Origin of the sequence: Hoeflea sp. IMCC20628 (assembly GCF_001011155.1) — a bacterium.
Lineage (GTDB): Bacteria > Pseudomonadota > Alphaproteobacteria > Rhizobiales > Rhizobiaceae > Hoeflea.
Genome location: NZ_CP011479.1, coordinates 4142506 through 4169201, shown reverse-complemented (window position 1 = coordinate 4169201; position 26696 = coordinate 4142506). Strand labels below are relative to the sequence as shown.

At 59.8% G+C, this 26696-nt stretch carries 23 protein-coding genes; 18 read left to right on the top strand and 5 right to left on the bottom strand.

Annotated elements, in window-relative coordinates; translation table 11 throughout:
- The first annotated feature begins 70 nt into the window (after window positions 1-70).
- The 3 genes from IMCC20628_RS19540 (at window position 71) to IMCC20628_RS19535 (ending at window position 5209) form a co-directional block, all read left to right on the top strand.
- Entirely contained in the window at window positions 71-1837 is a 1767-nt protein-coding gene (locus IMCC20628_RS19540; RefSeq protein ID WP_047031590.1) for a hypothetical protein, read from the top strand.
- Between the two features lie 146 nt (window positions 1838-1983).
- On the top strand, window positions 1984-2148 hold the full coding sequence (locus IMCC20628_RS25205; protein WP_245307826.1) for a type I restriction-modification system subunit M N-terminal domain-containing protein: 165 nt from the start codon (window positions 1984-1986) through the stop codon (window positions 2146-2148).
- Between the two features lie 154 nt (window positions 2149-2302).
- Window positions 2303-5209 (top strand): Calx-beta domain-containing protein, encoded by a 2907-nt coding sequence (locus IMCC20628_RS19535; RefSeq protein ID WP_197078347.1) that lies wholly within the window; start codon window positions 2303-2305, stop codon window positions 5207-5209.
- 224 nt (window positions 5210-5433) lie between these two features.
- Here the strand turns inward: IMCC20628_RS19535 and IMCC20628_RS19530 are convergent, their stop codons facing one another.
- A complete protein-coding gene (locus IMCC20628_RS19530; protein WP_047032793.1) occupies window positions 5434-6252 on the bottom strand; it encodes a YiiX/YebB-like N1pC/P60 family cysteine hydrolase in 819 nt (272 codons plus the stop codon).
- 140 nt (window positions 6253-6392) lie between these two features.
- On the opposite strand from IMCC20628_RS19530, the gene mbfA reads away from it, so the two are divergent.
- From mbfA to IMCC20628_RS19515, 4 genes are all read left to right on the top strand, one after another.
- Window positions 6393-7376 carry an iron exporter MbfA gene (gene mbfA / locus IMCC20628_RS19525; RefSeq protein WP_047031588.1) on the top strand — a complete coding sequence of 328 codons (984 nt, stop codon included), beginning with the start codon at window positions 6393-6395 and terminating at the stop codon, window positions 7374-7376.
- Between the two features lie 157 nt (window positions 7377-7533).
- Window positions 7534-7683, top strand: coding sequence for a hypothetical protein (locus IMCC20628_RS25480; protein ID WP_197078346.1), 150 nt, complete (start codon window positions 7534-7536; stop codon window positions 7681-7683).
- Window positions 7673-9526 carry a nucleoside-diphosphate sugar epimerase/dehydratase gene (locus tag IMCC20628_RS19520; protein WP_052766560.1) on the top strand — a complete coding sequence of 618 codons (1854 nt, stop codon included), beginning with the start codon at window positions 7673-7675 and terminating at the stop codon, window positions 9524-9526. The genes IMCC20628_RS25480 and IMCC20628_RS19520 overlap by 11 nt, the downstream gene beginning before the upstream one ends.
- A gap of 58 nt (window positions 9527-9584) precedes the next feature.
- Window positions 9585-10829, top strand: coding sequence for an MFS transporter (locus IMCC20628_RS19515; protein ID WP_052766559.1), 1245 nt, complete (start codon window positions 9585-9587; stop codon window positions 10827-10829).
- Between the two features lie 28 nt (window positions 10830-10857).
- On the opposite strand, the gene IMCC20628_RS19510 is transcribed toward IMCC20628_RS19515, so the two are convergent.
- The gene (locus tag IMCC20628_RS19510) at window positions 10858-11421 is read right to left on the bottom strand and encodes a transglutaminase-like cysteine peptidase (RefSeq protein WP_245307966.1); all 564 of its coding nucleotides are present in this window, start codon (window positions 11419-11421) and stop codon (window positions 10858-10860) included.
- Between the two features lie 218 nt (window positions 11422-11639).
- Window positions 11640-12437 carry an alpha/beta hydrolase gene (locus IMCC20628_RS19505; protein WP_047031585.1) on the bottom strand — a complete coding sequence of 266 codons (798 nt, stop codon included), beginning with the start codon at window positions 12435-12437 and terminating at the stop codon, window positions 11640-11642.
- Window positions 12438-12628: 191 nt separating this feature from the next.
- Between IMCC20628_RS19505 and infC the strand changes: the two genes are divergently transcribed.
- The 7 genes from infC to IMCC20628_RS19470 all read left to right on the top strand — a co-directional run bounded on the left by infC (window position 12629) and on the right by IMCC20628_RS19470 (window position 20389).
- Complete coding sequence (gene infC, locus IMCC20628_RS19500) at window positions 12629-13165, top strand: translation initiation factor IF-3 (protein ID WP_082128364.1); 537 nt, start codon at window positions 12629-12631, stop codon at window positions 13163-13165.
- A gap of 261 nt (window positions 13166-13426) precedes the next feature.
- Complete coding sequence (gene rpmI / locus IMCC20628_RS19495; RefSeq protein ID WP_047031583.1) at window positions 13427-13630, top strand: 50S ribosomal protein L35; 204 nt, start codon at window positions 13427-13429, stop codon at window positions 13628-13630.
- Window positions 13631-13664: 34 nt separating this feature from the next.
- Window positions 13665-14066, top strand: a complete 402-nt coding sequence (gene rplT / locus IMCC20628_RS19490; protein ID WP_047031582.1) for a 50S ribosomal protein L20 — start codon at window positions 13665-13667, stop codon at window positions 14064-14066.
- A gap of 161 nt (window positions 14067-14227) precedes the next feature.
- Window positions 14228-15313, top strand: coding sequence for a phenylalanine--tRNA ligase subunit alpha (gene pheS, locus IMCC20628_RS19485; RefSeq protein WP_047031581.1), 1086 nt, complete (start codon window positions 14228-14230; stop codon window positions 15311-15313).
- Window positions 15314-15326: 13 nt separating this feature from the next.
- Window positions 15327-17738: a phenylalanine--tRNA ligase subunit beta gene (gene pheT / locus IMCC20628_RS19480; RefSeq protein ID WP_047031580.1), complete on the top strand. Its 2412-nt coding sequence runs from the start codon at window positions 15327-15329 to the stop codon at window positions 17736-17738.
- Window positions 17739-17914: 176 nt separating this feature from the next.
- A complete protein-coding gene (locus IMCC20628_RS19475) occupies window positions 17915-19300 on the top strand; it encodes a nicotinate phosphoribosyltransferase (protein ID WP_047032791.1) in 1386 nt (461 codons plus the stop codon).
- 102 nt (window positions 19301-19402) lie between these two features.
- Window positions 19403-20389 carry a Gfo/Idh/MocA family oxidoreductase gene (locus IMCC20628_RS19470; protein ID WP_156174587.1) on the top strand — a complete coding sequence of 329 codons (987 nt, stop codon included), beginning with the start codon at window positions 19403-19405 and terminating at the stop codon, window positions 20387-20389.
- A gap of 5 nt (window positions 20390-20394) precedes the next feature.
- On the opposite strand, the gene IMCC20628_RS19465 is transcribed toward IMCC20628_RS19470, so the two are convergent.
- Both IMCC20628_RS19465 and IMCC20628_RS19460 read right to left on the bottom strand, forming a co-directional pair.
- The gene (locus IMCC20628_RS19465) at window positions 20395-20775 is read right to left on the bottom strand and encodes a GtrA family protein (RefSeq protein WP_047031578.1); all 381 of its coding nucleotides are present in this window, start codon (window positions 20773-20775) and stop codon (window positions 20395-20397) included.
- A complete protein-coding gene (locus tag IMCC20628_RS19460; protein ID WP_047031577.1) occupies window positions 20772-21803 on the bottom strand; it encodes a glycosyltransferase in 1032 nt (343 codons plus the stop codon). Before IMCC20628_RS19460 ends, IMCC20628_RS19465 begins: the two co-directional genes overlap by 4 nt.
- A 107-nt stretch (window positions 21804-21910) precedes the next feature.
- Between IMCC20628_RS19460 and IMCC20628_RS19455 the strand changes: the two genes are divergently transcribed.
- From IMCC20628_RS19455 to IMCC20628_RS19440, 4 genes are all read left to right on the top strand, one after another.
- Window positions 21911-23764 (top strand): hypothetical protein, encoded by a 1854-nt coding sequence (locus IMCC20628_RS19455; protein ID WP_052766558.1) that lies wholly within the window; start codon window positions 21911-21913, stop codon window positions 23762-23764.
- A gap of 181 nt (window positions 23765-23945) precedes the next feature.
- On the top strand, window positions 23946-24971 hold the full coding sequence (gene mepA, locus IMCC20628_RS19450; protein ID WP_245307965.1) for a penicillin-insensitive murein endopeptidase: 1026 nt from the start codon (window positions 23946-23948) through the stop codon (window positions 24969-24971).
- Between the two features lie 143 nt (window positions 24972-25114).
- Window positions 25115-25492 carry a methylglyoxal synthase gene (locus tag IMCC20628_RS19445; protein WP_047032789.1) on the top strand — a complete coding sequence of 126 codons (378 nt, stop codon included), beginning with the start codon at window positions 25115-25117 and terminating at the stop codon, window positions 25490-25492.
- Between the two features lie 59 nt (window positions 25493-25551).
- On the top strand, window positions 25552-26571 hold the full coding sequence (locus tag IMCC20628_RS19440; RefSeq protein ID WP_047031575.1) for a glucokinase: 1020 nt from the start codon (window positions 25552-25554) through the stop codon (window positions 26569-26571).
- The last annotated feature ends 125 nt before the right edge of the window (window positions 26572-26696 follow it).

Genomic DNA, 26696 nt, shown 5'->3' with positions numbered 1-26696 from the left:
ATAAATCAGCAAAATCAGAGACTTATGCGCTGCGCTTGGTACAAATCCTTGGTACAAAGGCATGTTCGCAATGGGTGCACTGGTGCGTAATCTTTATCACGTCGATGGTCGCTGGAAGTTCCGTAAAGTCGTTCCTGTCCGGCTCAGATCCCACATCGACGGTTCCATCACGGAGTTTGTGCGCTGGCTCGGTCAAGGTCCTGAGACCAGTCCGGAGGTCATGAGCGCTTACGCCAAGGCGTCCGCTGAGTGCGAGGAACTGTTTGCTTTGGCGTCGAAACGGTCCAATGGCAGTTTCGATGAGCTCTCCGATCAACAGCTTCCCCACATCATCGCCATCGCGAGAAGCCATCTACTAGCCGAAGACGAGGAAGACCGCTTCGATGATGAAGCTGACGTTCTGTTTGACAGCGTACGCAAGCAGGTCGAGGCAATGCCCGGCGCATTCGTTAAACCGGACGAAGTCCTGCGGTTCGATAAGCGACAGGAAACCCTCGAAGAGGCACTCAAAGTGTGGAAGCACGAATACTCCCGTGGCATCATCAGCCCGTTTATACGGGAAGAGGTGACGGACCTTGCTGCGTCCCATGGATATTACCTTGATCCGGCGGGGCTAAGTTTCCGCCGACTGGCGAAGGCTTATCTCGTGCTACAGATCGAAGTCACAAAAGCGATGCTCAAGCGGCAAAGAGGTAAGGCCATAGCCACGCCCGAGGCTCCCGCCGAACCCGTAGCAGCCGCGACCCGGGAGCCGTCCGTGAAAGGCTCAAGGCTCCGCGAGATGGGCGAGAAGAAGCTCGCCATGAAGAAGAAGAGCCACGCGACGACGGAGGCCACAGAGACGGCGCTGAGGCTCTTTGAGAGCGTCTACGGGGATCGGGAAATGTCCGGCATCACCCGGCGCGAGGTGGCGGAATGGATCTTCCTGCTCCAGCAGAAGCCAAGATTGCCCGAGAAGGCCCATCGGACGCTCCCGCTGCGTGATCTTGTTGCAGCCTACAAAGACCGACCGGACGTCCCCCGACTGACTGGCAAGAGCGTCAACGGGCACGTCAGCCACCTTAATTCGATCTGGGCATGGTCCCGGCAACGCGGCTTCATCGACCGGTCACTGGACAACCCGTTCAGCGAACAGAGGGTGGATGAAACCGCGCGACAGGCGGATCCCGGCTTCACCTCCACGCAGCTACAAGCGATCTTCGATCTGCCGGTCTTCACACAGGGAGAGCGCCCTAAAGGTGGCCGTGGGGAGGCGGCATTCTGGATACCTCTGCTCCTCCTGATTTACGGAACGCGGCCCGAGGAAATGTGCCAGCTCCTGGTCAGCGATATTCATCAGAGCGAGGAAGACGGCTTGTGGTGCCTCAAGATCACCGATGAAGGACTGCACCCCGTGAAGGGGGCACGCCACCTGAAGGCTGATGGCAACCCGCTGATCCGGCGCACACTTCCTGTGGCCAAACGAATGCTGGACTTGGGCTTTATCGAGTACGTTGATCAGTTACGGCGATCCGGGGAAGAGGCCTTGTTTCCGCTGCTGACGACGAAGGGCAGGCGGAACTACCTTCACGCCGGGTTTGCGACTTGGTGGGGACAATACCTACGAGACCACAACGCCATACCTGACAGCGGCAACAAGCCATTGCGCGACTTCCGGGGCACATGGACGACTGCAGCTTCCGCCTCCGGGGTGCGCGAAGAGGAGCGGGACTGGATACAAGGCCACTACTACGGCAAAGGCAAGACGAGCAACCGCAGTTACGGCGTCCGGGACTATGGAGAAATGATCAATCAGGTGGAATTCAAGGGGCTGGATCTCTCCAAGCTCCGCACCTAGCCGACCTCCCCGGAACGGCAACCTAGGCGTCAGCGGCAAATAATCGATACAATTTCAAGGTTGCTGCGGGCTTTCGGAGGTTGACGAGGTGGCTTGGATGACTTCAAGGTCCGGTCAATACACCCTAGGATCAGGAAAGACCGCGAATGGCCGACGACCTCAAGACGATTTCCGACAAGCTCTGGTCTACGGCTGAGAAGCTTCGAGCCAACTCCGGCATCCTTCCGGCTGAATATGCCCGACCAGTGCTTGGTCTGTTGTTCCTGCGCCTGTCAGGATCGATCGGCAACCGCGACATTTGGCGATTATGATTCTGACGCTCGTTCCATTACAATTCCGACGGGACAATCGTCCGTCACAATACAAACCGAAGTCTACGGCGATGTATCAATCGAAGGAAATGAAACCTTTGATCTGATCGTTCTCGCCAGCACAAATGCAACTCTGCCCGATGGTGCCGCAGCTTTGGTCGCCACAGCGACGATTTATGACAATGATGACGGCATAGGCGATCCCGCACCTGGTGTCGGCGGACTGGCCGACCGGATCATGGGGCCGGACTCGGCTTCGCTGTCACTGCCTACGATTACCGCTTACGGGGTGGTACAGGCGGAAGGGAACAGCAGTTACGAGTATGCCCGGTTTCTGGTGATGCTCGATGAACCGGCGACGGCGACGGTGACAATAAACTACTATTTTCAGGATGGCTCTGCGTCGGCCAGGCGCGGCGATTACGATTCCGATTCCGGAAGTTTCACAATTGCGGCAGGCCAGCAGTCGACCTGGATCTCGACAGAAATTTATGGCGACAGCGCTATTGAGGCTGACGAGACTTTTCAACTCGTTTTATGGAGTGCAACCAACGCTGTTTTCAGCGGCAACGCCGCGGCCCTGACTGCCACCGCCACCATACTTGATGACGATGGCGGCGCCTTGTCCACGACGGCCGGCATAGGTGCTGAAGCGGTCGCCGTTGCCGCGCCATCCTCCGAGTCGGGTTCACTGCCCACACTCGATGTAAGGGACGTCACCGTCATCGAAGGGAACAGCAGCTACGAATACGCGCGTTTTCTTCTCGTGCTGGATCGGCCGGCAACTGCAGCTGTCAGCGGCAGTTACTATTTCCAGGATGGGAATGCGAGCAGCGCCCTGGGTGACTACGATGCGGATTCAGGCAGCTTTTCCTTTGCTGCTGGTCAACAAACGACCTGGATTGCCACCGAAGTCTATGGCGACATCGGCAATGAAGGTGATGAGACTTTCGACCTTGTGCTTACCGGCCTGTCCAACGCGGTCTTCGCAGGTGAGGGCGCGGCACTGGTCGCCACTGCGACCATTGCTGACGACGATGGCGGTGGAACGCCAACGCCGGGTGGTATCGGCGACTATTCGGAGCCCGTTCTGCCGGCATCAGCGGAATCCGGTTCGCTTCCGACACTGCGCATTCACGATGTGAGTGTCGTTGAGGGAAACAGCAGTTACGAATATGCCCGTTTTCTGGTAACCCTCGACCGACCTGCTACCGCTACTGTGAGTTTCTGGTATTCCATCAATGATGGCACCGCGTCGGACGCTTTGGGTGACTTCGATCAGGATTCTCGCCAGGTAACGATCGCCGCTGGAACAAGTAGCACATGGATCTCGACGGAGGTCTACGGTGACACAGCGATCGAAGGCGACGAACAGTTTACGATTGTTCTGGCCGACATTGAGAACGCGGTGTTTGAAGGCGGCGCTCCGGCCCTAGAGGCGACGGCTACGATTATAGACAATGATTCAGGACCAATTTCCGGTGCCGGCGGGGTCGGCGACCCGGGCCGCCAGATTGCTGCGCCGCTGGCCACATCAGGTGTGGTTATGGATGTCGTCGATGTGAGCATAGCGGAGGGAAACAGCAGCTATAATTCTGTATATGTTTACGTGCTTTTCTCGCAGCCGCTCACGGCTCCCGTAACTGTGCATTATGAAACGGTTGGCGGTACTGCGACGTCGGGTGAAGACTACTATTCGAAGAGCGGAACCGCCACTTTCCCTGCTGGCACCGAAAGTTCCTGGTTCAGTATTTCGGTAAGAGGCGACACCGCCATCGAGGGTGATGAGTCCTTTGCTTTGCGTTTGTCTAACCTGTCTGGTGCGACTTTCGCGAACGGGCAGATGACGATGGACGCAACCGTGCTTATTCGTGACAATGATGGAACCGGAACGGCTGGCGACTCCGCGACAGGCCCCGACTTCACCTATTTCGCAAAGGGGACTGCGAGTGCCGACATTCTGAACGGCACGAATGACAGCGAAGTCCTCGACGGATTGGGGGGCAGCGATACGATCAGGGGCAATGGCGGAAATGACCGCCTGATTGGCGGCTCCGGCAACGATACGCTGGTTGGCGGCTCCGGGATCGACAGCTATGATGGCGGGGCAGGGTCAGATACCGTCAGCTTCGCTGGAGCAGCCGGTTGGAACATAGATCTCGCTGCCGGAACCGCCGTTACACTGACCGGCGGCACCACCGAGAGACTCACCTCTATCGAAAACGTCATCGGTTCGAACGGCAATGACACGCTCACCGGCACGGCTTACCGCAATGATCTTGATGGCGGCGGCGGCGATGACATGTTGATCGGCGGTGGCGGTATCGACGATTATTATGGCGGCGCCGGCTTTGACACGGTCGATCTGTCGGGGGGGAACTCCAAATGGCGGGTCGATCTGGGCGCCGGCACGGCGGAACTGACGACAGCCACCGGCAACGTCCACTCATCCGATTTCGAGGGTATCGAGTCGGTGATCGGTCCGCGCAACTCCATGACCTTTATCGGCACCAGCGGCAATGAAAAAGCCACCGGCAGCTACTTCGCCGACATCTTCTACGCCCGTGGCGGCGTTGACGAATTCCATGGCGGCAATGGCAGCGATACGGTCTCGTTTGGCAATTATGGGGAAGGCCTGACCATAAGGGGCACGGCCGGCTATGCACGACTTGGTGACGGCACCCAGGTGACGACATTTACCGGCATCGAAAACATCTTCGCCACCTCTGAAGATGACGACATCACCGGCACAGCCGGCAACAACACCATCGTCGGCCGTTCCGGCGCCGACTGGATCAATGGCGGCTCCGGCGATGACAACATCAAGGGCGATCTGGGGCGTGACCTGATCACTGGCGGACGCGGCAATGACCGCATCGACGGCGGCAGCGACCCGAATGATTACGCGTTCTACTCGGGAAATCAGAACCAGTATAATATTTCCACCTCTGCCGGCGGTGTGACCACGGTCGAATGGATCGGCCCCGGCAGCGGTGATGGTACCGACACGCTCACCAATATCGAGTTCCTCGGCTTTGACGACGGCTTCCTTCACATCTGATTTCTGGATGTGATGCGGGGAGCAGCCAAAGGCGGGGCTGCGCTTATCTTCGAATGTTGTTGCAGCCTGGGTCTTTGGCTCGGGCTTCGGCATTTTGAGCCGCATCGCGTCAATCCAGCGTCGATGCGAACCCGACAATTCGATGCGTGTCAGCCTCGCATGCCGGCTCATTTGAATGGAACAGGTGAGGTGGGAAATACTTCCCGGTCTGCAAACGGCACAAGTCAATCAGTCGGCAAGGGGTTTTCTGTCGGCGGGTCAGCCTGGGCTGGTTTCTTCGGCCCCCATTCAAGCCGCTTGTAGTCAAATCCATGCTCGAGCGTCGGCTTGACCACGCGGAAATAGGGTGAAAGATCAAAATCCCGCGGCGCGAACAGTGAATGATGCCGGATGTGCAGGATTTCGCGGCGGGAATAGTCCGAGTCGGCGTGTTGACGACCGGGCGCGAGCGTCACTTCGGGCAGTATCGGATATTGAACAGACTGAAACGACTGGGCGATCATCGACGAACAGATGGCGCGTGTCGGATCTCCCGATCCGAACGCGATCATGCGGCGGCGCCATCGCACCGGGACCGGAGGCGTGGGAAAGAAATAGCGCAGCATGTCGAAGATGTTCTTCAGATCGTAACGAACGCCGAGCCTTTCGATCATGTAGGCGACGATTGCGTCCCGGTCTTCGGGCGTCAGTCCCACCGGCCGGCAGATACGGGTGTTGAAGCGGCGATACTTGGACAACGGCACTGCGACACAGCCTTCTCCGAGATTGACTTCAATGAGCTGCGGAGAGGGCTCGGAGCCTGCATCTTCCGGCTTGAGAGCATCGCCGATATAAAGTGCGGCATGGGACCAGGTGGATTGTGTGAGATACTTGATTGCCGCCGAAATTTTCTGGTTTCCTTCGACCAGCAAAATGTCGCCGGGTCGAAGCACGCGGGAAAGCGTTTCCGGGTCCGATGGTGTGTAGGGCTCGTACCCCGGATTGGGCGAATGCAACCGCTGCGCCAGAAAGCGTCCCAGCCGATCCAGTAAGGTGTCTGTCATTTCCCGTGCTTCGGTCATGCGTAACACTTGGCCCGGACATCCTTCGGGATCAACCCGTCAGTCTGTAACTTTCCGGTTACGGGACTTGAAAACGAAATCGCCGTTGAGTAGTTTAGAACTATTCTAACCGAGGGTGCCCCATGCTGTCTCGCGTCATAGGCTTCAACCGCAGATCTTTTGATTCGCTGAGCGAACAGGAGGTGCTGGCGCTCGCCATCTCCTCGGAAGAGGACGATGCGCGCATCTATCTCGCCTATGCGGATCATTTGCGGGAGGATTATCCGCAGTCAGCCAAGGTGTTTGAGGAAATGGCTGCTGAGGAAGGCGAGCACCGGGCCCGGTTGATTGATCGCCACAAGCAGCGTTTCGGCGATCGCATTCCGCTGATACGGCGCGAGCATGTGCGCGGATATTACGAGCGCAAACCGGACTGGTTGGTCAAGAACCAGCCGGTCGAGCAGATTCGCCAGACCGCAGAAGACATGGAAGCCCAGGCCCATAATTTCTATCTCGCTGCGGCGCGGCGCACGTCAGACGCCGACACACGAAAATTGCTCGGGGACCTGGCTCTGGCGGAGAAGAGTCATGAGTCGCTGGCGCGCCGGCTCGGTCATGAACACACGCCGGAAGACGTGAAGGCAGAGGAGGCGGAAACCGACCGCCGCAAATTCATCCTGACCTATGTGCAGCCGGGACTGGCGGGCTTGATGGATGGCTCGGTTTCCACCTTGGCGCCGATCTTCGCAACGGCTTTCGCCACCGGCGACACCTGGACAACCTTCCTGGTCGGATTGTCGGCGTCTGTCGGTGCAGGCATATCGATGGGCTTCACCGAAGCCGCGCATGATGACGGGGTCATCTCCGGCCGTGGTTCACCGGTCAAGCGAGGCCTGGCCTCTGGGATCATGACCGCGATCGGCGGCCTCGGTCACGCGCTTCCCTATCTGATCCCCGACTTCACTGTCGCCACCAGCGTCGCCATAGGTGTGGTGTTTGTCGAGCTTTGGGTCATCGCATGGATTCAGAACCATTGGATGAACACACCCTGGAGCAGGGCGATTTTTCAGGTGGTCCTGGGTGGCGCATTGGTGTTTGCGGCAGGACTCCTGATCGGCAACGCCTGACACGGTTTCAGCTCGGCGAGCGCTCTGAACCGGCAGGGTCGGAGCGTCACCAGGGGCTTTTCCTCTGAGCATAGATCCATGCCGTTGGTGACCGCGCGTCGCGGCATTGAAACCTCGACGATCAAACCGGTCGCGCACCCTTGCTTATTGATGCATTGTGAATGATATGATCGCGGTGACGCGGGCGATGGAGTTCATCGCAGCCGGAACTGGTGGGAAGTATAATATTGACGATGTTGCGGAATTCACTTGGTTGGATGTTGGCTCGCAACCGGAGGGTAAAGCAACTTTTCCTGATGGTTTGTGATACGGCAATTGTCGTTTTTTCCGTTTGGTTTGCCTACAGCGTCCGTTTCAACGAATTCTACACCCCTAACAATGCGCAGTTGCTGCTGATCTTGGTGGCCCCGGTGATTGCGATTCCGCTTCTCTACGGGTTCGGACTATACCGTTCACTGATCCGTTATGTTGGAGAAGACGCAATCTGGTCGGCAGTCAAGGCGGTCGGGCTGGCCGGACTCGTCTGGAGCCTGCTTGCATTCATGACCCGGGCCTATGGAGCCGAAGGTGTTCCCCGCACCGTTCTTGTCATATCCTGGCTGCTTGCGTTGACGATGCTCATCAGCTTGCGATTTCTGGCCCGGTCGGTTCTGTTGTCGTTGAGCAGTGTTCCCGCGCCGAAACGCCATATCCTCATCTACGGCGCCGGCGAAGCCGCGCGACAGATTGCGGCTTCGCTGCAAAGTGACAATTCGCGCTTGTCGATATTCCACATATCCGATGATGCCAATCTGCAAGGTCGGCTGATGGACGGCAACCCGATCCATCTTCCCCGCGAAGTGCCGGGTATTATCGAGCGGTATGGCATCAAGGATGCAATTGTCACATTGCGCACCGCCAGCGGCAACGCACGGATGAGCGTGGTTGAATCCCTGCGCAAGCAAGGTATCAAGGTTCGCATATTGCCGGCTTTTGCCGACATCGCCGATGGCAAGCACATCGTCAATATGGTGCGTGAAGTCGAGATCGGCGATCTTCTGGGCCGCGAGATGGTCAGCCCGGACAAGCAGTTGATGGAGGCAAATATTCGCGGCAAGGTGGTGATGGTGACCGGTGCAGGCGGATCCATCGGATCTGAACTGTGCCGCCAGACTGCCACGTTGGGCGCCGCCAAGCTGGTCTTGATCGATACCAGCGAATTTGCGCTGTATCAGATCGTCAATCAACTGGAACGCCAGTCCAATCTGGAAATAGTAGCGGTTCTCGGTTCGGTCTGCGACCGCGATCTTGTGCGGCGCGTCATCCGCGAGCACGATGTCAGGACCGTCTACCACACCGCAGCCTATAAACATGTTCCGCTGGTCGAGGCGAACGAATTCGAAGGCGTCAGGAACAACGCTTTGGGCACGCTGTGTGTGGCCTCGGCGGCCTATGAGACGGACGTTGAAGTGCTGGTGCTTATCTCCACTGACAAAGCGGTTTGGCCGTCAAGCGTAATGGGCGCCTCGAAACGGATTACTGAACTTGTCATCCAGGATTTCGCCGCAAGGGCCAGGGAGCACAAGCCGGAAAAAACATTCTGCGCCGTCCGTTTCGGTAATGTCATCGGCTCCAGCGGATCGGTGGTTCCCTTGTTCAGCCAACAGATCAAGAGCGGGGGGCCGATTACCCTGACCGACCCGGAAGTCACCCGCTACTTCATGTCGATCGTTGAAGCCTCGCAACTGGTCATTCAGGCAGGCAGCATGGCGCGCTTTGGCAACAGGCAGGAAGCGCAGCGCGGGAGCATTTTCATTCTGGATATGGGCAAGCCGGTTCGGATCAAGGACCTGGCTTTGAAAATGATCCAGCTCTCCAATCTGACGGTCAGCGATCAGGACAATCCGGATGGCGACATTGCCATTAAGGTGACCGGCTTGCGGAAAGGCGAAAAGCTTCACGAGGTCTTGCGGATTTCCATTGAGATGGCCAGTCCGACCCAGCACCCAAAGATTTCCGTCGCCGACGAACCCCATCCGGAAGGTCTGGACTTTGGTCAATTGTACGATGAGCTCGAGGAGATCATCGCCTTGCAGGATCACGACAGACTGAGGAAATTGCTGATACACGTCACTGGTTTCACTTGCTCGGGACCACCGGATTGCCAGTAACCCATGATCAAAAAATCACAGTGGCATCTGAGGCTGTGTTCGACTGCTGGCGGGATCAGTGAGCCTTCGCGCCCGCCGGGTTGAGCCGCTGACGTTGCTCATCGGCATTTCGATGACCATCGGGTATGGCACGCTGTACTATCCTTTTGCCATTCTTGGGCCGGAAATTGCCCGGGCCGAGGGATGGAGCAACAGTTTCGTTTTCGGCGTGTTTTCCGCAGCCTTGCTGACGAGTGCCGTCACGGCGTCTCTGGTCGGACGGGCGATGGACCGGTTCGGTGCCCGTCCGGTGATGGTTGTCGGTTCCTGTCTGGCGGCGCTGACGCTTTTCAATCTGTCGCATGTCCAGTCGATGGCAGGTTTCGCAATTGCCATGCTGTTGATCGAATTTTCTGCCCGCATGGTTCAATACGAAACTGGATTTGCCGCACTCACCGCCCTGCACGGGCGGAAAGCACGGCGGCCGATCGCCCATGTCACCTTGATTGCCGGGTTTGCGTCCACCGTGTTCTGGCCGCTGATCCACTGGTTGCTCGGCTTCATGGACTGGCGTGGGGTCTGCCTGATTCTGGCTGCGATCAATCTGCTCGTCGCCTTGCCGATCCACGCCATGATTCCACGCCGGCCGGGCCGCGGAATTGATCTGGCTCCGTCCGAGCCGGTGCTAGCAGATCCCGGTCTGTTGCGTCCCGGCGGCCGCACCGCTGGGTTCGTCTTGATGGCCGTTGCCTTTTCCGGCAGCAGCTTTCTGATGTCCGCAGTGCACACGTCCTTCTTCCTGATCCTGCAGGAAATGGGGCGCGAGGCCGCGCTTGCGGCGCTGGCTGGTGCAGTCATCGGTCCGATGCAGGTTGCCGCCCGAATGATCGAAATGTTGACCGGGGAGCGTGTTTCATCATCGGTCGTCGGTGTGATCTCCAGTGCTGCGCTGCTTCTGGGTGTTGCCTTCCTGGCGGCGGCGCTCTGGTTTGACGGAGATCTCATCGTGATCGTGTTTGCGGTCAGTTTCGGAATCGGCCAGGGCTTGAACTTCATCGCCCGGGCGATCCTGCCGGCGCGTCTGTTCGGCACAGTGGGCTATGGGGCGCTGACCGGCAATCTTGCTACGATCCGGCTTTTCGCCATGGCCGGCGCACCCATCTGCTCCGCGCTTGCCATCACCCATGCAGGAATCGGCGCGACATTCACGCTGTTCGGGCTGATGGCAGTCATCGGGGTTCTGGCCGCTTGCGGGCTTCAGATCATTGAAAAAAGGGCGGCCGCGGCACAGGCCGACCTTATGGGCGGTGCCAGCGCCGACTGAGCAATGTTTCGTGCGGACTTTGTCAGGTTTACTTCAGCGCCCCGACCAGCACATCCGAGCCATTCTCGATGGTGACCCAGCGGCCTGCATTGTTCGAGGCCTGACGCTTGAGATAGCTGTACGGAGTGTCACGCCAGTTCTTGACGTCGTCAACCAGATTGTCGAGCACGAAATCGCCCTCGGCTGTTCTCAGCGTCAGCACGGCATGACCTTCGCCATCCGGCTTGCGCACAACGGTAATCAGCGTGTCGGCGGCGGAAAACCCGCGTTCGATCAGCATATGCCGCTTGAGCAGCACATAATCTTCGCAATCGCCGGCGACGTCCGGATAGGCCCAGACTTCTTCCTTGCCAAACATTTCGAAATCAGTTTTCGGCATCACCGAGAAGTTGACGGCCTTGTTGATTTCATTGACCACATCCCAGCCGTAATCGGTGACCTTGGGTGCTGCGGTCGAGCCCTTGACCGGCTTGCACTCGGATGAGAACTTTTTGCAGAATTCATAGTGTCCGATGGGCTGCGACGTCACTCTGCCAGTCTCCATGGACCGGCCCGCGGCCATGCCCCCGGCAGGTACCGCGATCAACGCCATCAGCGCGATCAACGTCAGTCTCTTTTGTCCCGGGCCGAAAAACATTGCCGGTCTACTCCACGCCATCCAAAGTTCGTTAACAAAGAGTTAAGAGCCGATAGCGTGAAGAGTCAATTGCGAGGCCAGGTTCTTCTGGCGACATGGTTACCAGCCGCGGCTTTCGCGCCACACCCAAAGCTTCGCCTGGGTGCCGGCTGGTCAACCACACTGCTGTAGAGTCAGGCGCGCGCTGCGATCCCGTCCGCCGCCGCAAGAATGCGGGCGATGTCTTCGTCGCGCGAAAGCCGGTGGTCGCCATCACGGATCAACGTCAATGTGACGTTTTCCGACGGCAAGTGCTCGATAAGCCTGAGTGCGTGGCGCCAGGGCACATCCGGATCGGCCATGCCCTGAATGATGTGGACCGGGGCGCCGGTGTCGATCAGGCCCTGCAGAACCCGGTTCTTGCGGCCATCATCGAACAGCGCCCGGGTAAAGATGTTCGGATCAGGTCCGTAAGGCGTCGGCTCCTCGTAGAAGCCGTCCCGCTCAAGCGCCTGGCGCTGCGCGTCCGTCAGTTCCGGCTCCATCAGTTCCAGCGTGAAGTCCGGCGCCGGCGCAATCAGCACCAGACCCGCCACCCGGTCACCCTCTCCACGGGCCCTGAGTTCCTGCACCATGCGCAGCGCAATCCATCCGCCCATCGAAGACCCGACAAGGATCTGCGGCCCGGACGTGCATTGCTCGAACGCCGCAAGGCTCTCCTCCAGCCACCGCGATATCGTGCCGTCGCGAAAGCTGCCGCCCGACGCCCCATGTCCCGAGTAATCGAAGCGCAGCGAGGCTCGCCCCTGTGTTCCGGCCAGTTGGCACAGCGCTTCGGCCTTGGAACCGGTCATGTCGGAGCGGTACCCGCCAAGCCAGACGAAGCCTGGCAAACCCGCCCCGGCCTCGGTCGCCTTGCGGGTCAGCGCAGCGATCGAACGTGCCTCGCTGCCGGTGCCTACATCGAGCGTAGTGGCCTCTGGTTGCATCATGTTCGTCACGCTCCGTTTGCTGAGTTCGGACCCCTTTTACAAGATTCGCGGGCGTTCGACCGTACCCGTGGTGATTTTTTCGCAAAGCCATGCTATTGACACCGGCCTGCCGATGACGACATTGCGCGTAAACAAGTTTGCTCGCACGTCGCCACAGGCAGAACCGACGAGTTAATCAGGAGACCAAAACCATTCGCAGACCATTCAGAGCGCCGCCAACCGCCAACGAAGGCCCCCGCGCAAACCAGAATATCCGGACCCCGACGGTCCAGCTCATTGATTCCGAAGGCCACAACCACGGAGTCGTGCCAACCGAACAGGCGTTGGGCATGGCTGAAGAAGTTGGCCTCGATCTTGTCGAGATCAATTCCGCAGGTGACGTGCCCGTTTGCAAGATCGTTGATCTGGGCAAGCTGAAATACGCATCGCAGAAGAAAGCCTCGGAAGCGCGCAAGAAGCAGAAGACCGTTGAGGTCAAGGAAATCAAGATGCGCCCCAACATCGACACACATGATTATGATGTGAAGATGCGCGCCATGAATCGCTTTTTTGACGAAGGCGACAAGGTCAAGGTCACGCTCAGGTTCCGTGGCCGTGAAATGGCCCATATGGAACTCGGCATGAAATTGCTCCAGAAGGTCAAGGACGACACGTTCTTGATTGCCAAGGTTGAAGCCGAGCCGAAGCTTGAAGGCCGTCAGATGATGATGGTTCTGGCGCCGAAATAACGCCAAATTCCGACTGTTGAAGCCGGCCCGGTGACTGTCAGGGCCGGTTTTTGTTTTTATCAGACGGAATCACTCGAACGCCCGTTGCGCTTTTGTCAGGCTATGGCTATAAAGCGCGCGTTCAAACCGGCCGGCAGGGCATGCCGAGGCGGTTGTCAACGCTTGATGCAAATGGGGACTTCTCCCTTTGCATCTCACCCAACAAGAAGATGGCTGCGTGGCGCCGACACGGTGCGCAAAAGCCTCATAAGGAGTAGCGAAATGCCCAAGATGAAGACGAAATCGTCTGCCAAGAAGCGGTTCAAGATCACGGCAACCGGCAAGGTTATGGCTGCCGCCGCTGGCAAACGTCATGGCATGATCAAACGGTCCAACAAGTTCATTCGCGACGCGCGCGGCACAATGGTCCTCTCGGATCCTGACGCCAAGATCGTCAAGAAGTTTCTTCCCAACGGCCTTTCATAAGCGCCGGGACCACCGAATTTAAGGAGATCATGAAATGGCACGCGTAAAACGGGGCGTACCCGCCCATGCAAAGCACAAGAAAGTCCTGAAGAAAGCCAAGGGCTTTTACGGACGCCGCAAAAATACCATCCGCGCAGCGAAGGCCGCCGTCGACAAGTCGATGCAGTACGCCTATCGCGACCGCAAGGTCCGCAAGCGGAATTTCCGCGCTCTCTGGATCCAGCGCATCAACGCCGCTGTCCGCGAGCACGGCCTGACCTATGGCCGCTTCATCGATGGTCTGACCAAGTCGGGCATCGAGGTTGACCGCAAGGTTCTTTCCGACATGGCGATCCATGATGCGGAAGCCTTTGGCGTACTCATCGCCGCTTCCAAGGAAGCGCTTGTGTACCTCAAGGATTCCACGCCGAACGAATTTGAAAGCGCTGTCGCCTAAGCCAGCGTTTTCCCGAAGCAGAATTTGAATTTTGGGATCCCGCGCTGGCACGGCTGGCGCGGGATTTTTCGTTTCAGGATCAGGCATTCCCCTGTTTCGTGAAAGTGCCAATTCGTTTAAGCACGGGCAACCGCCCAGCCAGATACGGACAGTCAAAGATCATGAGCCAGTACCAGACACTTGAAACCTCCATCATGGCCGAGATCGCCGCAAGCGCCGATGAGGCGACCATTGAGGCCGTGCGGGTGTCGGCCCTCGGCAAGAAGGGCTCTGTCTCCGAACTGCTCAAGGGTCTGGGAAAGATGTCCGCCGAGGAACGCCAGGAAGCAGGTCCGGCGATCAACGGTCTCAAGGCCCGCGTCGCTGACGCCATTGCGGCCCGCAAGAGCGAGCTCCGCGACGCAGCCATCACCGAGCGTCTGGCGCGCGAAACAGTTGATGTCAGCTTGCCGGTTCGGTCCTCACCTGCCGAGCGCGGCCGCATCCATCCCATCAGCCAGATCACCGACGAGATCACCGCGATCTTCGCCGACATGGGCTTTGCCATTGCCGAAGGTCCGGACATCGAGACCGACCACTACAATTTCACCGCGCTGAATTTCCCCGACGGCCATCCGGCCCGGGAAATGCATGACACGTTCTTCCTTGAGCCCGATGACAATGGCGAACGCAAGGTTCTGCGCACCCACACTTCGCCGGTGCAGATCCGCACCATGGAGGCGCAAAAGCCGCCGATCCGCATCGTCATTCCGGGCAAGACCTACCGGCAGGATTCCGACGCCACCCATTCGCCGATGTTTCATCAGGTCGAGGGGCTGGTGATCGACAAGACCGCCAATGTAGGTCATCTGCGCTGGGTGCTGGAAGAATTCTGCAAGACCTTCTTCGAAGTCGACAATGTGGTGATGCGCTTCCGCCCGTCGTTCTTCCCGTTCACCGAGCCCTCTTTCGAGGTCGATATCCAGTGCGACCGCACCTCGGGTCCGATCGTCAAGTTCGGCGAGGGCTCCGACTGGATGGAAATTCTGGGCTGCGGCATGGTGCACCCCAATGTGCTCCGTGCCGGCGGGCTCGATCCCGACGAGTATCAGGGCTTTGCCTGGGGCATGGGGCTCGACCGCATCGCCATGCTGAAATACGGCATGCCCGACCTGCGTGACTTTTTCAACGCAGATGTCCGCTGGACCAGCCATTACGGTTTCCGCCCCCTCGACATGCCGACCTTGTTCGGCGGCCTGAGCGCGTAAGGAGAACAGATCTATGAAATTCACACTCTCCTGGCTCAAGGATCACCTTGAAACCGACGCTTCGCTGGATGCCATTGTCGAGCGGCTGACGGCCATCGGTCTCGAAGTCGAGGACGTCGACGACAAGGCGGCCTACAGGCCCTTCACCATCGCGAAAGTCGTCTCTGCCGAGCCGCATCCGAACGCCGACAAGCTGCGCGTGCTGATGGTCGACAAGGGCGACGGCAAGCCGGTGCAGATCGTCTGCGGTGCGCCCAATGCCCGCGCCGGCCTGATCGGCGCGCTGGCCGAGCCGGGCACCTATGTCCCGGGCATCGACGTGACCTTGTCCGTCGGCAATATCCGCGGCGTCGAAAGCCACGGCATGATGTGCTCGGAAAAAGAGCTCGACATGTCCGACAGCCATGACGGCATTATCGACCTGCCCGAAGATGCACCGATCGGCACGCCGTTCGCATCGTATGCCGGCCTTGATGATCCGGTCATCGAGATCAACCTGACGCCGAACCGTCCCGATTGCACCTCGATCTACGGCATCGCCCGCGATCTGGCCGCTTCCGGTCTTGGCACGCTGAAGCAGCCGCAGGCCCCGAGCTTTGCGGTGGACGGCGAGACGGCCCAGAATGTGCGGATCATCCTCGACGATGAGTCCCTGTGCCCCGGGTTTTCCTGGCGGCTGGTGCGCGGCGTCAAGAACGGCCCGAGCCCGAAATGGATGCAGGCCCGGCTGCTGGCCATCGGACTTCGCCCGATCTCAGCGCTGGTCGATGTCACCAACTACATGACCTTTGACCAGGGCCGGCCGATGCATGTCTTCGATGCTGACAAGGTCAAGGGCGAACTGGTGGTGCGTCGCGCCCAGGAAGGCGAGGAGATCCTCGCGCTCGACGCTCGTACCTACAAGCTCAATCCGGCCAATGTGGTGATTGCCGATGACAATGGTCCCGAATCGATCGGCGGCATCATGGGTGGCGAACATTCCGGCTGCGACGACAACACCACTAATGTGCTGATCGAATCCGCGCTCTGGGATCCGATCAACATCGCCAAGACCGGCCGCAGCCACGGCATCATCACCGATGCCCGCTACCGCTTCGAGCGCGGTGTTGATCCTGAGTACATGGTGCCGGGTCTTGAACGCACCACCGAACTGGTGCTCGACATGTGCGGTGGCACCGCTGCAGAAGCCCGGGTGACCGGCTATGCCGGCCACGAGAAGAAAATCGTCGATTTCCCCTTCGCCGAAGTCAAGCGGCTGACCGGCCTGACCGTCTCCGATGAAGAATCTCGGGCGATTCTCACCGGTCTCGGCTTCGAGGTCACAGGCAGCGGCGAAACGGTCAAGGTCGCTGTTCCGTCCTGGCGTCCGGATATCGACGGCAAGGCCGATCTGGTCGAAGAGGTGATGCGCGTCTTCGGCGTCGACAAGATTGCCCCCGAGCCGCTGGCGCCGACTGGCTCGGTCAATGGCAAGATCCTGACCACGATCCAGATCCGCACCCGGTCGGCCAAGCGCGCGCTTGCGTCGCGCGGCATGCTCGAGGCCGTCACCTGGTCGTTCATCTCGGCAGAGCAAGCCAAGCTGTTTGGCGGCGGATCGCGGGCACTGAAGCTAGTCAACCCGATTGCCGCCGACATGTCCGACATGCGGCCGTCGCTGCTGCCGGGCCTGCTGCTGGCGGCCCAGCGCAATGCCGACCGCGGTTTTGGTGATGTGGCGCTGTTCGAAGTCTCCGGCACCTATGAAAACGACACGCCCGAAGGCCAGCGCCGTGTTGCCGGCGGCATCCGCCGCGGCACCGCAGGCATGACCGGTTCGGGCCGTCACTGGGATGGCGCGGCCAAGCCGGTAGGCGTGTTTGATGCCAAGGCCGATGCGATTGCAGTGCTTGAAGCCTGCGGCGCGCCGGTCGACCGGCTGTCCTTCGAACTGGGTGCTCCGGACTGGTATCACCCCGGCCGCTCGGGCCTGATCAAGCTCGGTCCGAAAACCGTGCTTGGCCATTTCGGCGAATTCCACCCCAATACGCTTTCGGCACTGGATGTCTCCGGTCCGCTGTGCGGCTTCGAGGTGTTCCTCGACGCCATTCCGGAAGCCAAGCGCAAGGCCGCCCGCACCAAGCCGGTTCTGTCGCTCTCGACCTTCCAGGCCGTGCGCCGCGACTTCGCCTTCGTGGTCGATAGCGATGTGCCCGCTGCGACGCTGGTCCGCGCAGCCCAGGGTGCCGACAAGGTGCTGGTCACCGGCGTCAATGTCTTCGACCTGTTCGAAGGCCCGTCGCTGGGCGAAGGCAAGAAGTCGCTGGCCATCGAGATCACCATCCAGCCGCGTGACCGCACGCTGACGGATGAAGATCTCGACAAGCTGGCCAAGGCGGTCATCGCCAATGTCGAAAAATCCTCGGGCGGCGTGCTGCGAGGTTGATGTTCAAACGGGGCGGCCATCAGCCGGCCGCTCCGACCGGTTGAAATCGATCAGGTCACGATTCCGACAAAATCCGGGTCTTGGCAGATCAATTGCTCCGGCGCTCTTGCCGAAGTGGTCTCTGCAATTGCATGCTGCGCGCCGATGAGATCAAGCGCCGGAGCGTAATGCGTATCATGAACCCCATTCTCAATTCCGACAGCTACAAATACTCGCATTTCGCCCAGTATCCGCCCGAAACCGCGGCGATTTCGGCCTATATCGAGGCGCGTCCCGGCGGCAAGCACGACCATGTGCTGTTCTTCGGCCTGCAGATGTTTCTCAAGGATTATCTCTCCCGCAAGATCACCATGGCCAATGTCGACGAGGCCGAGGAGATGATCACCGCCCACGGTCTGCCGTTTCACCGCGAGGGTTTCGAGAAGATCGTCACCCGCCACAACGGCTATTTCCCGCTGCTGATCGAGGCGCTGCCTGAAGGCATGGTGGCGCCTACCGGCACCCCGCTGGTGCAGGTCAGAAACACCGATCCGGATTTCTTCTGGCTGCCGACCTTCATCGAGACAGCACTCTTGCGCGCTGTCTGGTATCCGTCCACCGTCGCCACGGTCTCGCACGGCGCTCGCCAGATCATCGCCGCCTCGCTCGAACGTACCTGCGATACGCCCGATGAGGTGCTGCCGTTCCGGCTGCATGATTTTGGCGCCCGCGGCACCACATCACTTGAACAGGCAGGTATCGGCGGCGTCGCCCATCTGGTCAATTTCCTTGGCACCGACACGGTCAGCGCGCTGGTCACCGCGCGGCGCTTCTATCACGAGCAGATGGCGGGTTTCTCCATTCCCGCCGCCGAGCATTCGACCATGACCAGCTGGGGCGAGGACCGCGAGACCGAGGCCTATCGCAACATGCTCAAGCAATTCGCCGGGCCCGGCAAGCTCGTCGCCGTGGTCTCCGATTCCTACGATCTGTATCGCGCCGTCAAGAACATCTGGGGCGAAGAACTCAAGGCCGAGGTCGAGGCATCTGGTGGCACGCTGGTGGTGCGGCCCGATTCCGGCGACGCCACCCGGGTGCCGGTCGACACGGTGCAAATGTTGGGCGAGATCTTCGGTTTCTCAGTCAACGCCAAGGGCTACAAGGTGCTCAATCCGGCAGTTCGGGTGATCCAGGGCGACGGTGTCACCCCTGAGACGATCAAGATCATTCTCGGCCGTCTCGAGGACAAGGGCTGGTCGGCGGAAAACATCGCTTTCGGCATGGGGGCGGGCCTGCTGCAGAAGGTCAATCGCGACACGCTGCGCTTCGCCATGAAGGCCAATGCCCGGCAGGACAAGGATGATGCCTGGCACGGCATCAACAAGAACCCCAAGACCGATCCCGGCAAGGCCTCCAAGCGTTTTCGCCAGGCGGTGGTGATGGAGGGTGGACGGCCGCTGGCCGTAGCGCTCAAGGATATCGGCGAGCGCCAAAACCTGCTGCAGCCGGTCTGGCAGGATGGCGAACTGCTGGTCGACTGGACCCTGGCGGAGATTCGCGAGCGGGCAGCGTCCAACCGATAGTCCGGCGATCTCGTCTCGATCTGGTGAAGTGCAGATCCGGATGTAAAAACACAACAGCCGCAGCGCTGCAGTCAGCACAGAGCGAAATAGTGGGAGAAAATCATGTTTCGATGGGGAATTTTGTCGACCGCCAAGATCGGCCGCGATCACGTCATCCCGCAATTCCAGGATGCCGAGAATTCCGTGGTCAGCGCCATTGCCAGCCGCGATCATGACCGCGCCCGTGCTGTCTGCGACCGCTTTGGCGTGCCGCTGGCCTTCGGCTCCTACGAGGAACTGCTGGCCTCACCCGATGTCGACGGCGTCTACATTCCGCTGCCGACTTCGCAGCACATTGAATGGGCGATCAAGACGACAAAGGCCGGCAAGCATGTGCTGGTCGAAAAGCCGATATCTCTCAATGCCGACGAGATAGCGCCGCTGATTGCCGCCCGCGACGCGGCCAATGTACTGGTCAGCGAGGCCTTCATGGTCACCTACCACCCGCAATGGCACAAGGTCCGCGCATTGATTGCCGAGGGCGCCATCGGACGCCTGCGCCATGTCCAGGGTGCGTTCTCCTATTTCAACACCGATCCGTCCAACATGCGCAACAATGCTGCGCTCGGCGGCGGCGGACTGCCCGATATCGGCGTCTACCCTACGGTTGTGACCCGGTTTTCGACTGGCAAGGAGCCGCTGCGGGTGCAGGCCAGCGTCGAGTTCGATCCGGATTTCGGAACCGACCGCTATGCCAACATCAATGCCGATTTCGGCGATTTCGCCATGAGCTTCTACTGCTCCACCCAGATGGCGGCGCGCCAACTGATGGTTTTCCACGGCGAGGATGGCTACATCGAAGTCACCGCGCCGTTCAATTCCGGCGATTACGGCCATCCGAGGGTGGTGCTGGAACGGCGCGGCCATGACGAGGCCACCACTTTCCGCTTTGGCGGCGTGCGGCAGTACCGGCTTCAGGCCGAAGCCTTTGTCCGCAAGGTTGGTGGCAGCGATGATGAGGTGTTCACTCTGGAGCAGTCAGTGCTCAACCAGAAACTCATCGATGCGGTCTATCGCGCCGCCAAGCATGATAGCTGGGAAACGGTGTAGCCCGACTACTTTTTTGCCCCGAAAACAAAGTGCGAATAGCCCAGATAGGAAAACACCGTCGCCGAAGCGGAGCCCAGTATCAGAGCCAGGTAAGGCGAGATGCCGGGCAGGGAGATCAGCGCTACCGAATAGACGGAGTAATTGAGCAGCGCCGATGCGATGCCGACGCTGCCATAGCGCGCGCCTTCGGCGGCCACCTTGCGGTGTGATGCGCCGAAGGTAAAAGTCCTGTTGATCCCGTAGGTGCTCAGCATGGCCGACCCGATTGCCAGAATGCGTGCGCTGAACGGGTCCAGAAGTCCCGAATCCAGGAACATCCAAAGCACGCCCATGTCCACGGTGAATCCCACGGCACCTGCGAACAGGAAGAAAGCAATTTTTCTCATGTAGCGCGTTTTCGGCTTTCGGTTTCGGCTGTCAGGGAACCGGTTTGTGCATTTGCTCGCACGTCTTGCGCCACAGCATTGGTAAGATCAAGCCGTATCGGCGCAATCGACATGTAGTGAAAGCGCTTCTGTTCTGCCCGTCCGCGTGCCACCGAATCGAGTATGACGCCGCCTGCAAAGATCATCAGTGCCATCATCATCAGCGCCATGGCCAGCATCCACGACGGCATCCGGGTGACCAGGCCGGTGAGGAAATACTCGTTGAGCACAGGTACCATGAACATCATCGACACCCCGAGCGTGATGACGCTGAGATAGCTGAAAAATGTGAATGGTCGTGTTTCCTTCATCAGCATGGCGAACATCCACAGGATCTTGGCGCCGTCGCCGAAGGTGGAGAGCTTGGAATGCGATCCTTCCGGCCGGCGTCCGTAATCCAGCGCCAGTTCGGTCACCGGCAGTTTCAGCACCGAAGCATGCACGCTCATTTCCGTTTCGATTTCAAACCCGTCGGAGACGGCCGGAAAGCTCTTGGCGAAACGGCGGGAAAATGCCCGGTAGCCCGAAAAGATGTCGGAGAAATCATTGCCGAAGATGGACTTGTAGAGACCATTGAAGATCGAATTGCCGAAGGCGTGGCCACGGCGGCCGGCATCATCGGTGACGCCGCGCCGGGTGCCGACAACCATGTCGCAACGCTCGGTCAGCATGGTGCGGATCAGTTCGGGGCCATCGGCCGGCGCATAGGTGCCATCGCCGTCAGCCATCAGATAGATGTCGGCCTCGATGTCGGAGAACATCCGGCGCACCACATGGCCTTTGCCCTGGCGCGGCTCGCGCACCACGATGGCCCCGGCAAGGGCCGCGCGCAGAGCGGTCTGATCCGTTGAATTGTTGTCGTAGACATAGATTTTGGCCGAGGGAATTGCCGCGCGGAAACCGGCGACGACATCGCCGATGGTCGCCGCTTCATTGTAGCAGGGCAAAAGCACCGCGATGTCGAGGCCTTCGAACAAACCGTCTGTCATGGAAATCACCGTTGCCTGCGGGCGGCCTTCGCCCGTGGCTTTACTATTTCTTGAGAAGGTTAAGGCTAAGTTGAGTTCACCCAAGAAAGTGTGCGTTGGAGTTCCTGTTGTTCAAGAGTAACCCGGTCGCCGGCCAAATCGGCCCCACATCTGCCGCCGCTGCGCCCCGCTCCGGTAGCCTCAGCCCGCTGGCTCCGCTGCATCGCCCGGTTCTGCTGGCTTTTGTGCTGCTGGTCGCCCTGACCGTGGTTATGCATTTCAGTTCCTACGTCGATTATGTCGGCGCCGACAATGACGATGTGATGCGTCTGGTCGAGGTGCGCGACCTGCTCGGCGGCCAGGGCTGGTTTGACCTTATGCAATACCGGCTCGGTCTCGAGAGCGGCACCTTGATGCACTGGTCGCGGCTGATCGATCTTCCGATTGCCAATCTGATCATGTTTTTCTCCCTGTTTATGAGCCCGGTCATGGCAGAGGCAACGGCGCTATTTGTCTGGCCGCTTTTGACCACACTGCCGGTGTTGTACGCGTTGGCTTTGGGTGGCGCCATTCTGGGCGGGCCCTCCGGCCGCCTCATCGGCCTCGTGCTGGCGTTTCTGTTCGTGCTCGGGATCAACCGGTTTCAGCCCGGATCGATTGACCATCACAATGTTCAACTAGGGCTGATTGCCACCATCGCCGCTTGCCTGATTCTGCCGGGACGCCCACCGTTTGCCCATGCGCTGGCTGGCGTGGCCGCTGCGCTGGCAATTGCCATCGGGGCCGAAACCACGCCGCATATAGCCATTGTCGCAGCCATCGTGGCGGTGCAATGGCTCTGGCTCGGCGAAGACATGAAAGCCGCTGCTGCAGCATTCGCGCTTGCCATGGCTGCTGCATTGACGGCCGTGTTCTTCCTTACCGTTCCACCGGCACAGTATGGACTGGTGGCCTGCGATGCCTTGTCGACAGGGTTCTATTCGCTGGGCGTTGTCGGCGCCGGGGCGTTCTTTCTCGTGGTTTCGGCAGTGTCCGGGCGCAGTTTTGTGACACGCCTTGCTGCCCTGGGCGGTGTTGGCGCCGCCACCATCGGCTTCACGCTGCTGATTGCGCCGCAATGCCTGGGCAATCCTCTGGCGACGCTTGACCCGCTGCTGGTCAGCATGTGGCTCAACAATGTCACCGAAGCCCAGTCGATAGTCTCGCAACTGCGCGCCGAACCGTGGACGGCCGGCGGTTTCTATACGGTTCCTGTGCTGGCCATGGTGCTGTGCGCGCACCGCATTCGCCAGGGTCGCAATGTTCATGCTCATGGTGTGTTGCTGGCGCTGCTGGCCGTCTCCTGGGCCATTGCCCTTGTTCAGGTCCGTGGCGCGGTGTTTTCCAACATGCTTTCGGCTATCCCGTTTGCCGCGCTGGTGGCCGAGTTGCGGCAGCGATCCAACGCCGACCCGAAAAACCTGCGCAAGGGGTTGGTCTTTGCAGGCTCCGCCTTTGCCGCCGTACCCTTCGTCTGGGCCTTGTCCGGTGCGCTGCTGTCTATGGGGGTCAACAAGGTGAACGGCGAGGAAGTCGGGAGTTTGCCGACGCAGCAGGAAAATCTCTGCACCGACGCCGCTGCCATGGCACCTCTGGCGCGTGAGCCTGTTGGCGTTGTCGCCGGGCCGTCCAATCTGGGCGCGCATATCCTGCGCTTTACCTCGCATCGTGCCATAGCCGCACCCTACCACCGCAATCAGGGCGGCATGCTCACGGAACTGCATGCCGGAATGGCAACACCGGCGGATGCGGTCAAGTTTCTGCGCGGCGCCGGCGTTACCGTGCTCGCCTTTTGCAAGAGCGATGGCGAGATATCGAATGTTGCGGCCGTGGCGCCGGACGGACTGTATGCGCAGTTGGACAAGGGCATTGTACCGGACTGGCTAGCACCTGTTGCCGGGACAGAAAACTCGCCGCTGCAGCTTTACCGCATCAGTCCTTAAGCCTGACCCTGAGCCTGCAACAGGTTGCGGGCATGGCGCCGGTCCGTTTCAAATCGATTCCCTCGCGTCCCGAAAAGCACTAAACTCGCCCGAGGTGATTTGCGCCGGACGGCAGGCGAGCAGGACCGGGAGTCGGAGCCAGATGAACAGCATCAGCCACTATGGCAAGCTTGCACGCCGGATGATCGGTGCGGTATTGATTGTGGCCACCGGAAGCGCCGCTACCTTGACCACTGCTCAGGCAGACCAGCCCGCCAAGCAGATTTTCGGAGCGGCGAAACTCCCCGCCCTGCTTCCCGCCAGCCCGATCGGGTTCTATTCCAAGGGCTGTCTGGCCGGCGGCATGGCAATTCCCAACGACGGTCCGACATGGCAGGCGATGCGGCCGTCGCGCAACCGCCGCTGGGGTCACCCGGATCTGATCGCTCTTGTCGAGCGCTTGTCGCGAGAGGCTGCGGCCAAGGATGGCTGGCCCGGACTTCTGTTCGGCGATTTTTCCCAGCCGCGCGGCGGTCCGATGCTGTCGGGCCATGCGTCGCACCAGGTTGGGCTCGATGCCGATGTCTGGCTGACACCGATGCCGGGCCGCACCCTGTCGGTGACGGAACGCGAAAACCTGTCGGCCACGTCGATGCTGAAGACCAACACGCTCTATGTCGATGACAAGATCTGGACCCCGGCACATGCACGTTTGCTGATGCGGGCGGCGAGCTACCCCGAAGTAGAGCGCATTTTCATCCATCCCGGGATTAAGAAAAAGCTCTGCGACACCTGGAAAGGCGATCGTTCGGCGATGGGCAAACTCAGACCCTATTACGGCCACCACTATCATTTTCACATCCGCATGAAATGCCCGCCCGGCGCCAGTGGGTGTCGCAGTCAAAACCCGCCGTCGCAAAGCTCGGGATGCGACAAGTCGCTGGCCTGGTGGTTTACCGATGAGCCCTGGGCGCCGGCCAAGCCGAAAAAGGACGACAAGCCCACGCCGAAAAAGCGTGAGATCCAGATCTCCGATCTGCCGTCGGCCTGCGCCATGGTCGCCTCGGCGCCCGGGCCCGCGTCGGAAGCCCAGGTCACCTTCGGAACCGCCGACCCGATCGGCAACATCGCCAGGGCCAACGCGGCTGCCGCCATCATGGCTTCCGGATTTGCACCACTGCCATCGCCAGGCCAAATTCCAGTGCCGGTGCCCCGGCCCACAAACTGAAGCTCCAACAGTCGGCTGTCATCCAAAATTCACCTTCCGCATCTTTCGCTTGCAAAGCGGAACGGCTATAGAATGGACCTTCAAATCGATTGAAACGACGGAATTGGCTGCCAATGCCTGATTTCGCCAAATCCCGGGCCGCCATGACCATTCACAAAGCCGTTGCGTTGATTGCGCATGACCAGAAGAAAGACGATCTGGCCGCATTCGCCAGATCGCATCAGCAGGCCCTGTCGCGGTTTCCGATTGTCGCGACCGGAACCACCGGCAGCCGCATCGCCGAGGCCTGCCCCGACCTTGAAATCAAGCGGCTCAAGAGCGGTCCATTGGGCGGTGATCAGCAGATTGGCGCGATGATTGCCACCGGCGAGGTGGGCCTTGTCATCTTTTTTGTCGATCCGCTGACCGCCATGCCGCATGATGTCGATGTGAAGGCGTTGATGCGGCTGGCAATCGTCTACGATATTCCCATGTCGCTCAACCGCGCCACTGCCGAAACCTTGCTCAAAGCACTCAGGTAGACGGCAACATTCATTCTGCCAGGGCCCTTGGGGCCCGCCGCCAAACAGGGATCCGACCCATGTCCACTGACACCGACCACACCATCGCATTTCCGATTCTGATCGGTGATATCGGCGGCACCAATGCGCGTTTCGCCATTCTGGTGGATGCCAATGCGGAGCCAAAGGAATTTCCGATCATCGCCACCGCTGATTTTGTGACGATTGACCTGGCGATCCAGTCCGGTGTGCTCGACAAGACTTCGCTGCAGCCGCGCTCGGCCATTCTCGCGGTGGCTGGTCCGGTCAAGGGCAACGAGATCGACCTGACCAATTGCGACTGGGTGATCCGGCCCAGGGAGATGATCCGCGACCTGGGCTTTGAAGACGTGGTGGTGATCAATGATTTCGAAGCCCAGGCCCTGGCTGCGGCATCGTTGGGACCGGAATATCTCGAACAGATCGGCGGCGGCGAAATCCGCGACTCCTCGTCGCGCGTCGTGGTTGGGCCCGGCACCGGCCTCGGTGTCGCAGGCCTCGTTCATGCGCGTCACACCTGGTTTCCGGTGCCCGGCGAAGGCGGTCATGTCGATATTGGTCCGCGTTCGGCCCGGGATTTCGAGCTGTTTCCGCATTACGAACCGATCGAGGGCCGCATTTCCGCCGAGCAATTGCTGTGCGGCCGTGGAATGATGAACATCTACCGCGCCGTGTGCCAGGCCAATGGCGTCAAGCCGGCAGCAGCCACCCCCTCGGAGGTGACTTCACGCTGGGCCGCCGGATCGGACACCGCTGCGGTGGAGACGATAGAGCTGTTTGTCACTTATCTCGGCCGGGTGGCTGGCGATATGGCGCTGATCTTCATGGCGCGTGGCGGCGTGTTTCTGGCCGGCGGCATCGCCCAAAAAATCATCCCGGCGCTCAAGCAGCCGCGATTCCGCCAGGCATTCGAGGACAAGGCGCCGCATTCAGCCATACTCCGGATGATTCCGACATTCGTGATCACCCATCCACTGGCGGCATTGTCGGGCCTTGCGGCCTATGCCCGCACGCCCGTGCGCTTTGGGGTTTCGACCGAAGGCCGCCGCTGGAAAGCATAGGCAAAGCGGTTTCAACCGGCTATAGAGCCGCGATGAACAGGGCAGGGTTCTCCTGCATGATCGAGACATGGCGGCCATTGCGGATCGCTTGACAGGATGACGAAACGTGGCGCGCAGCAGAAACA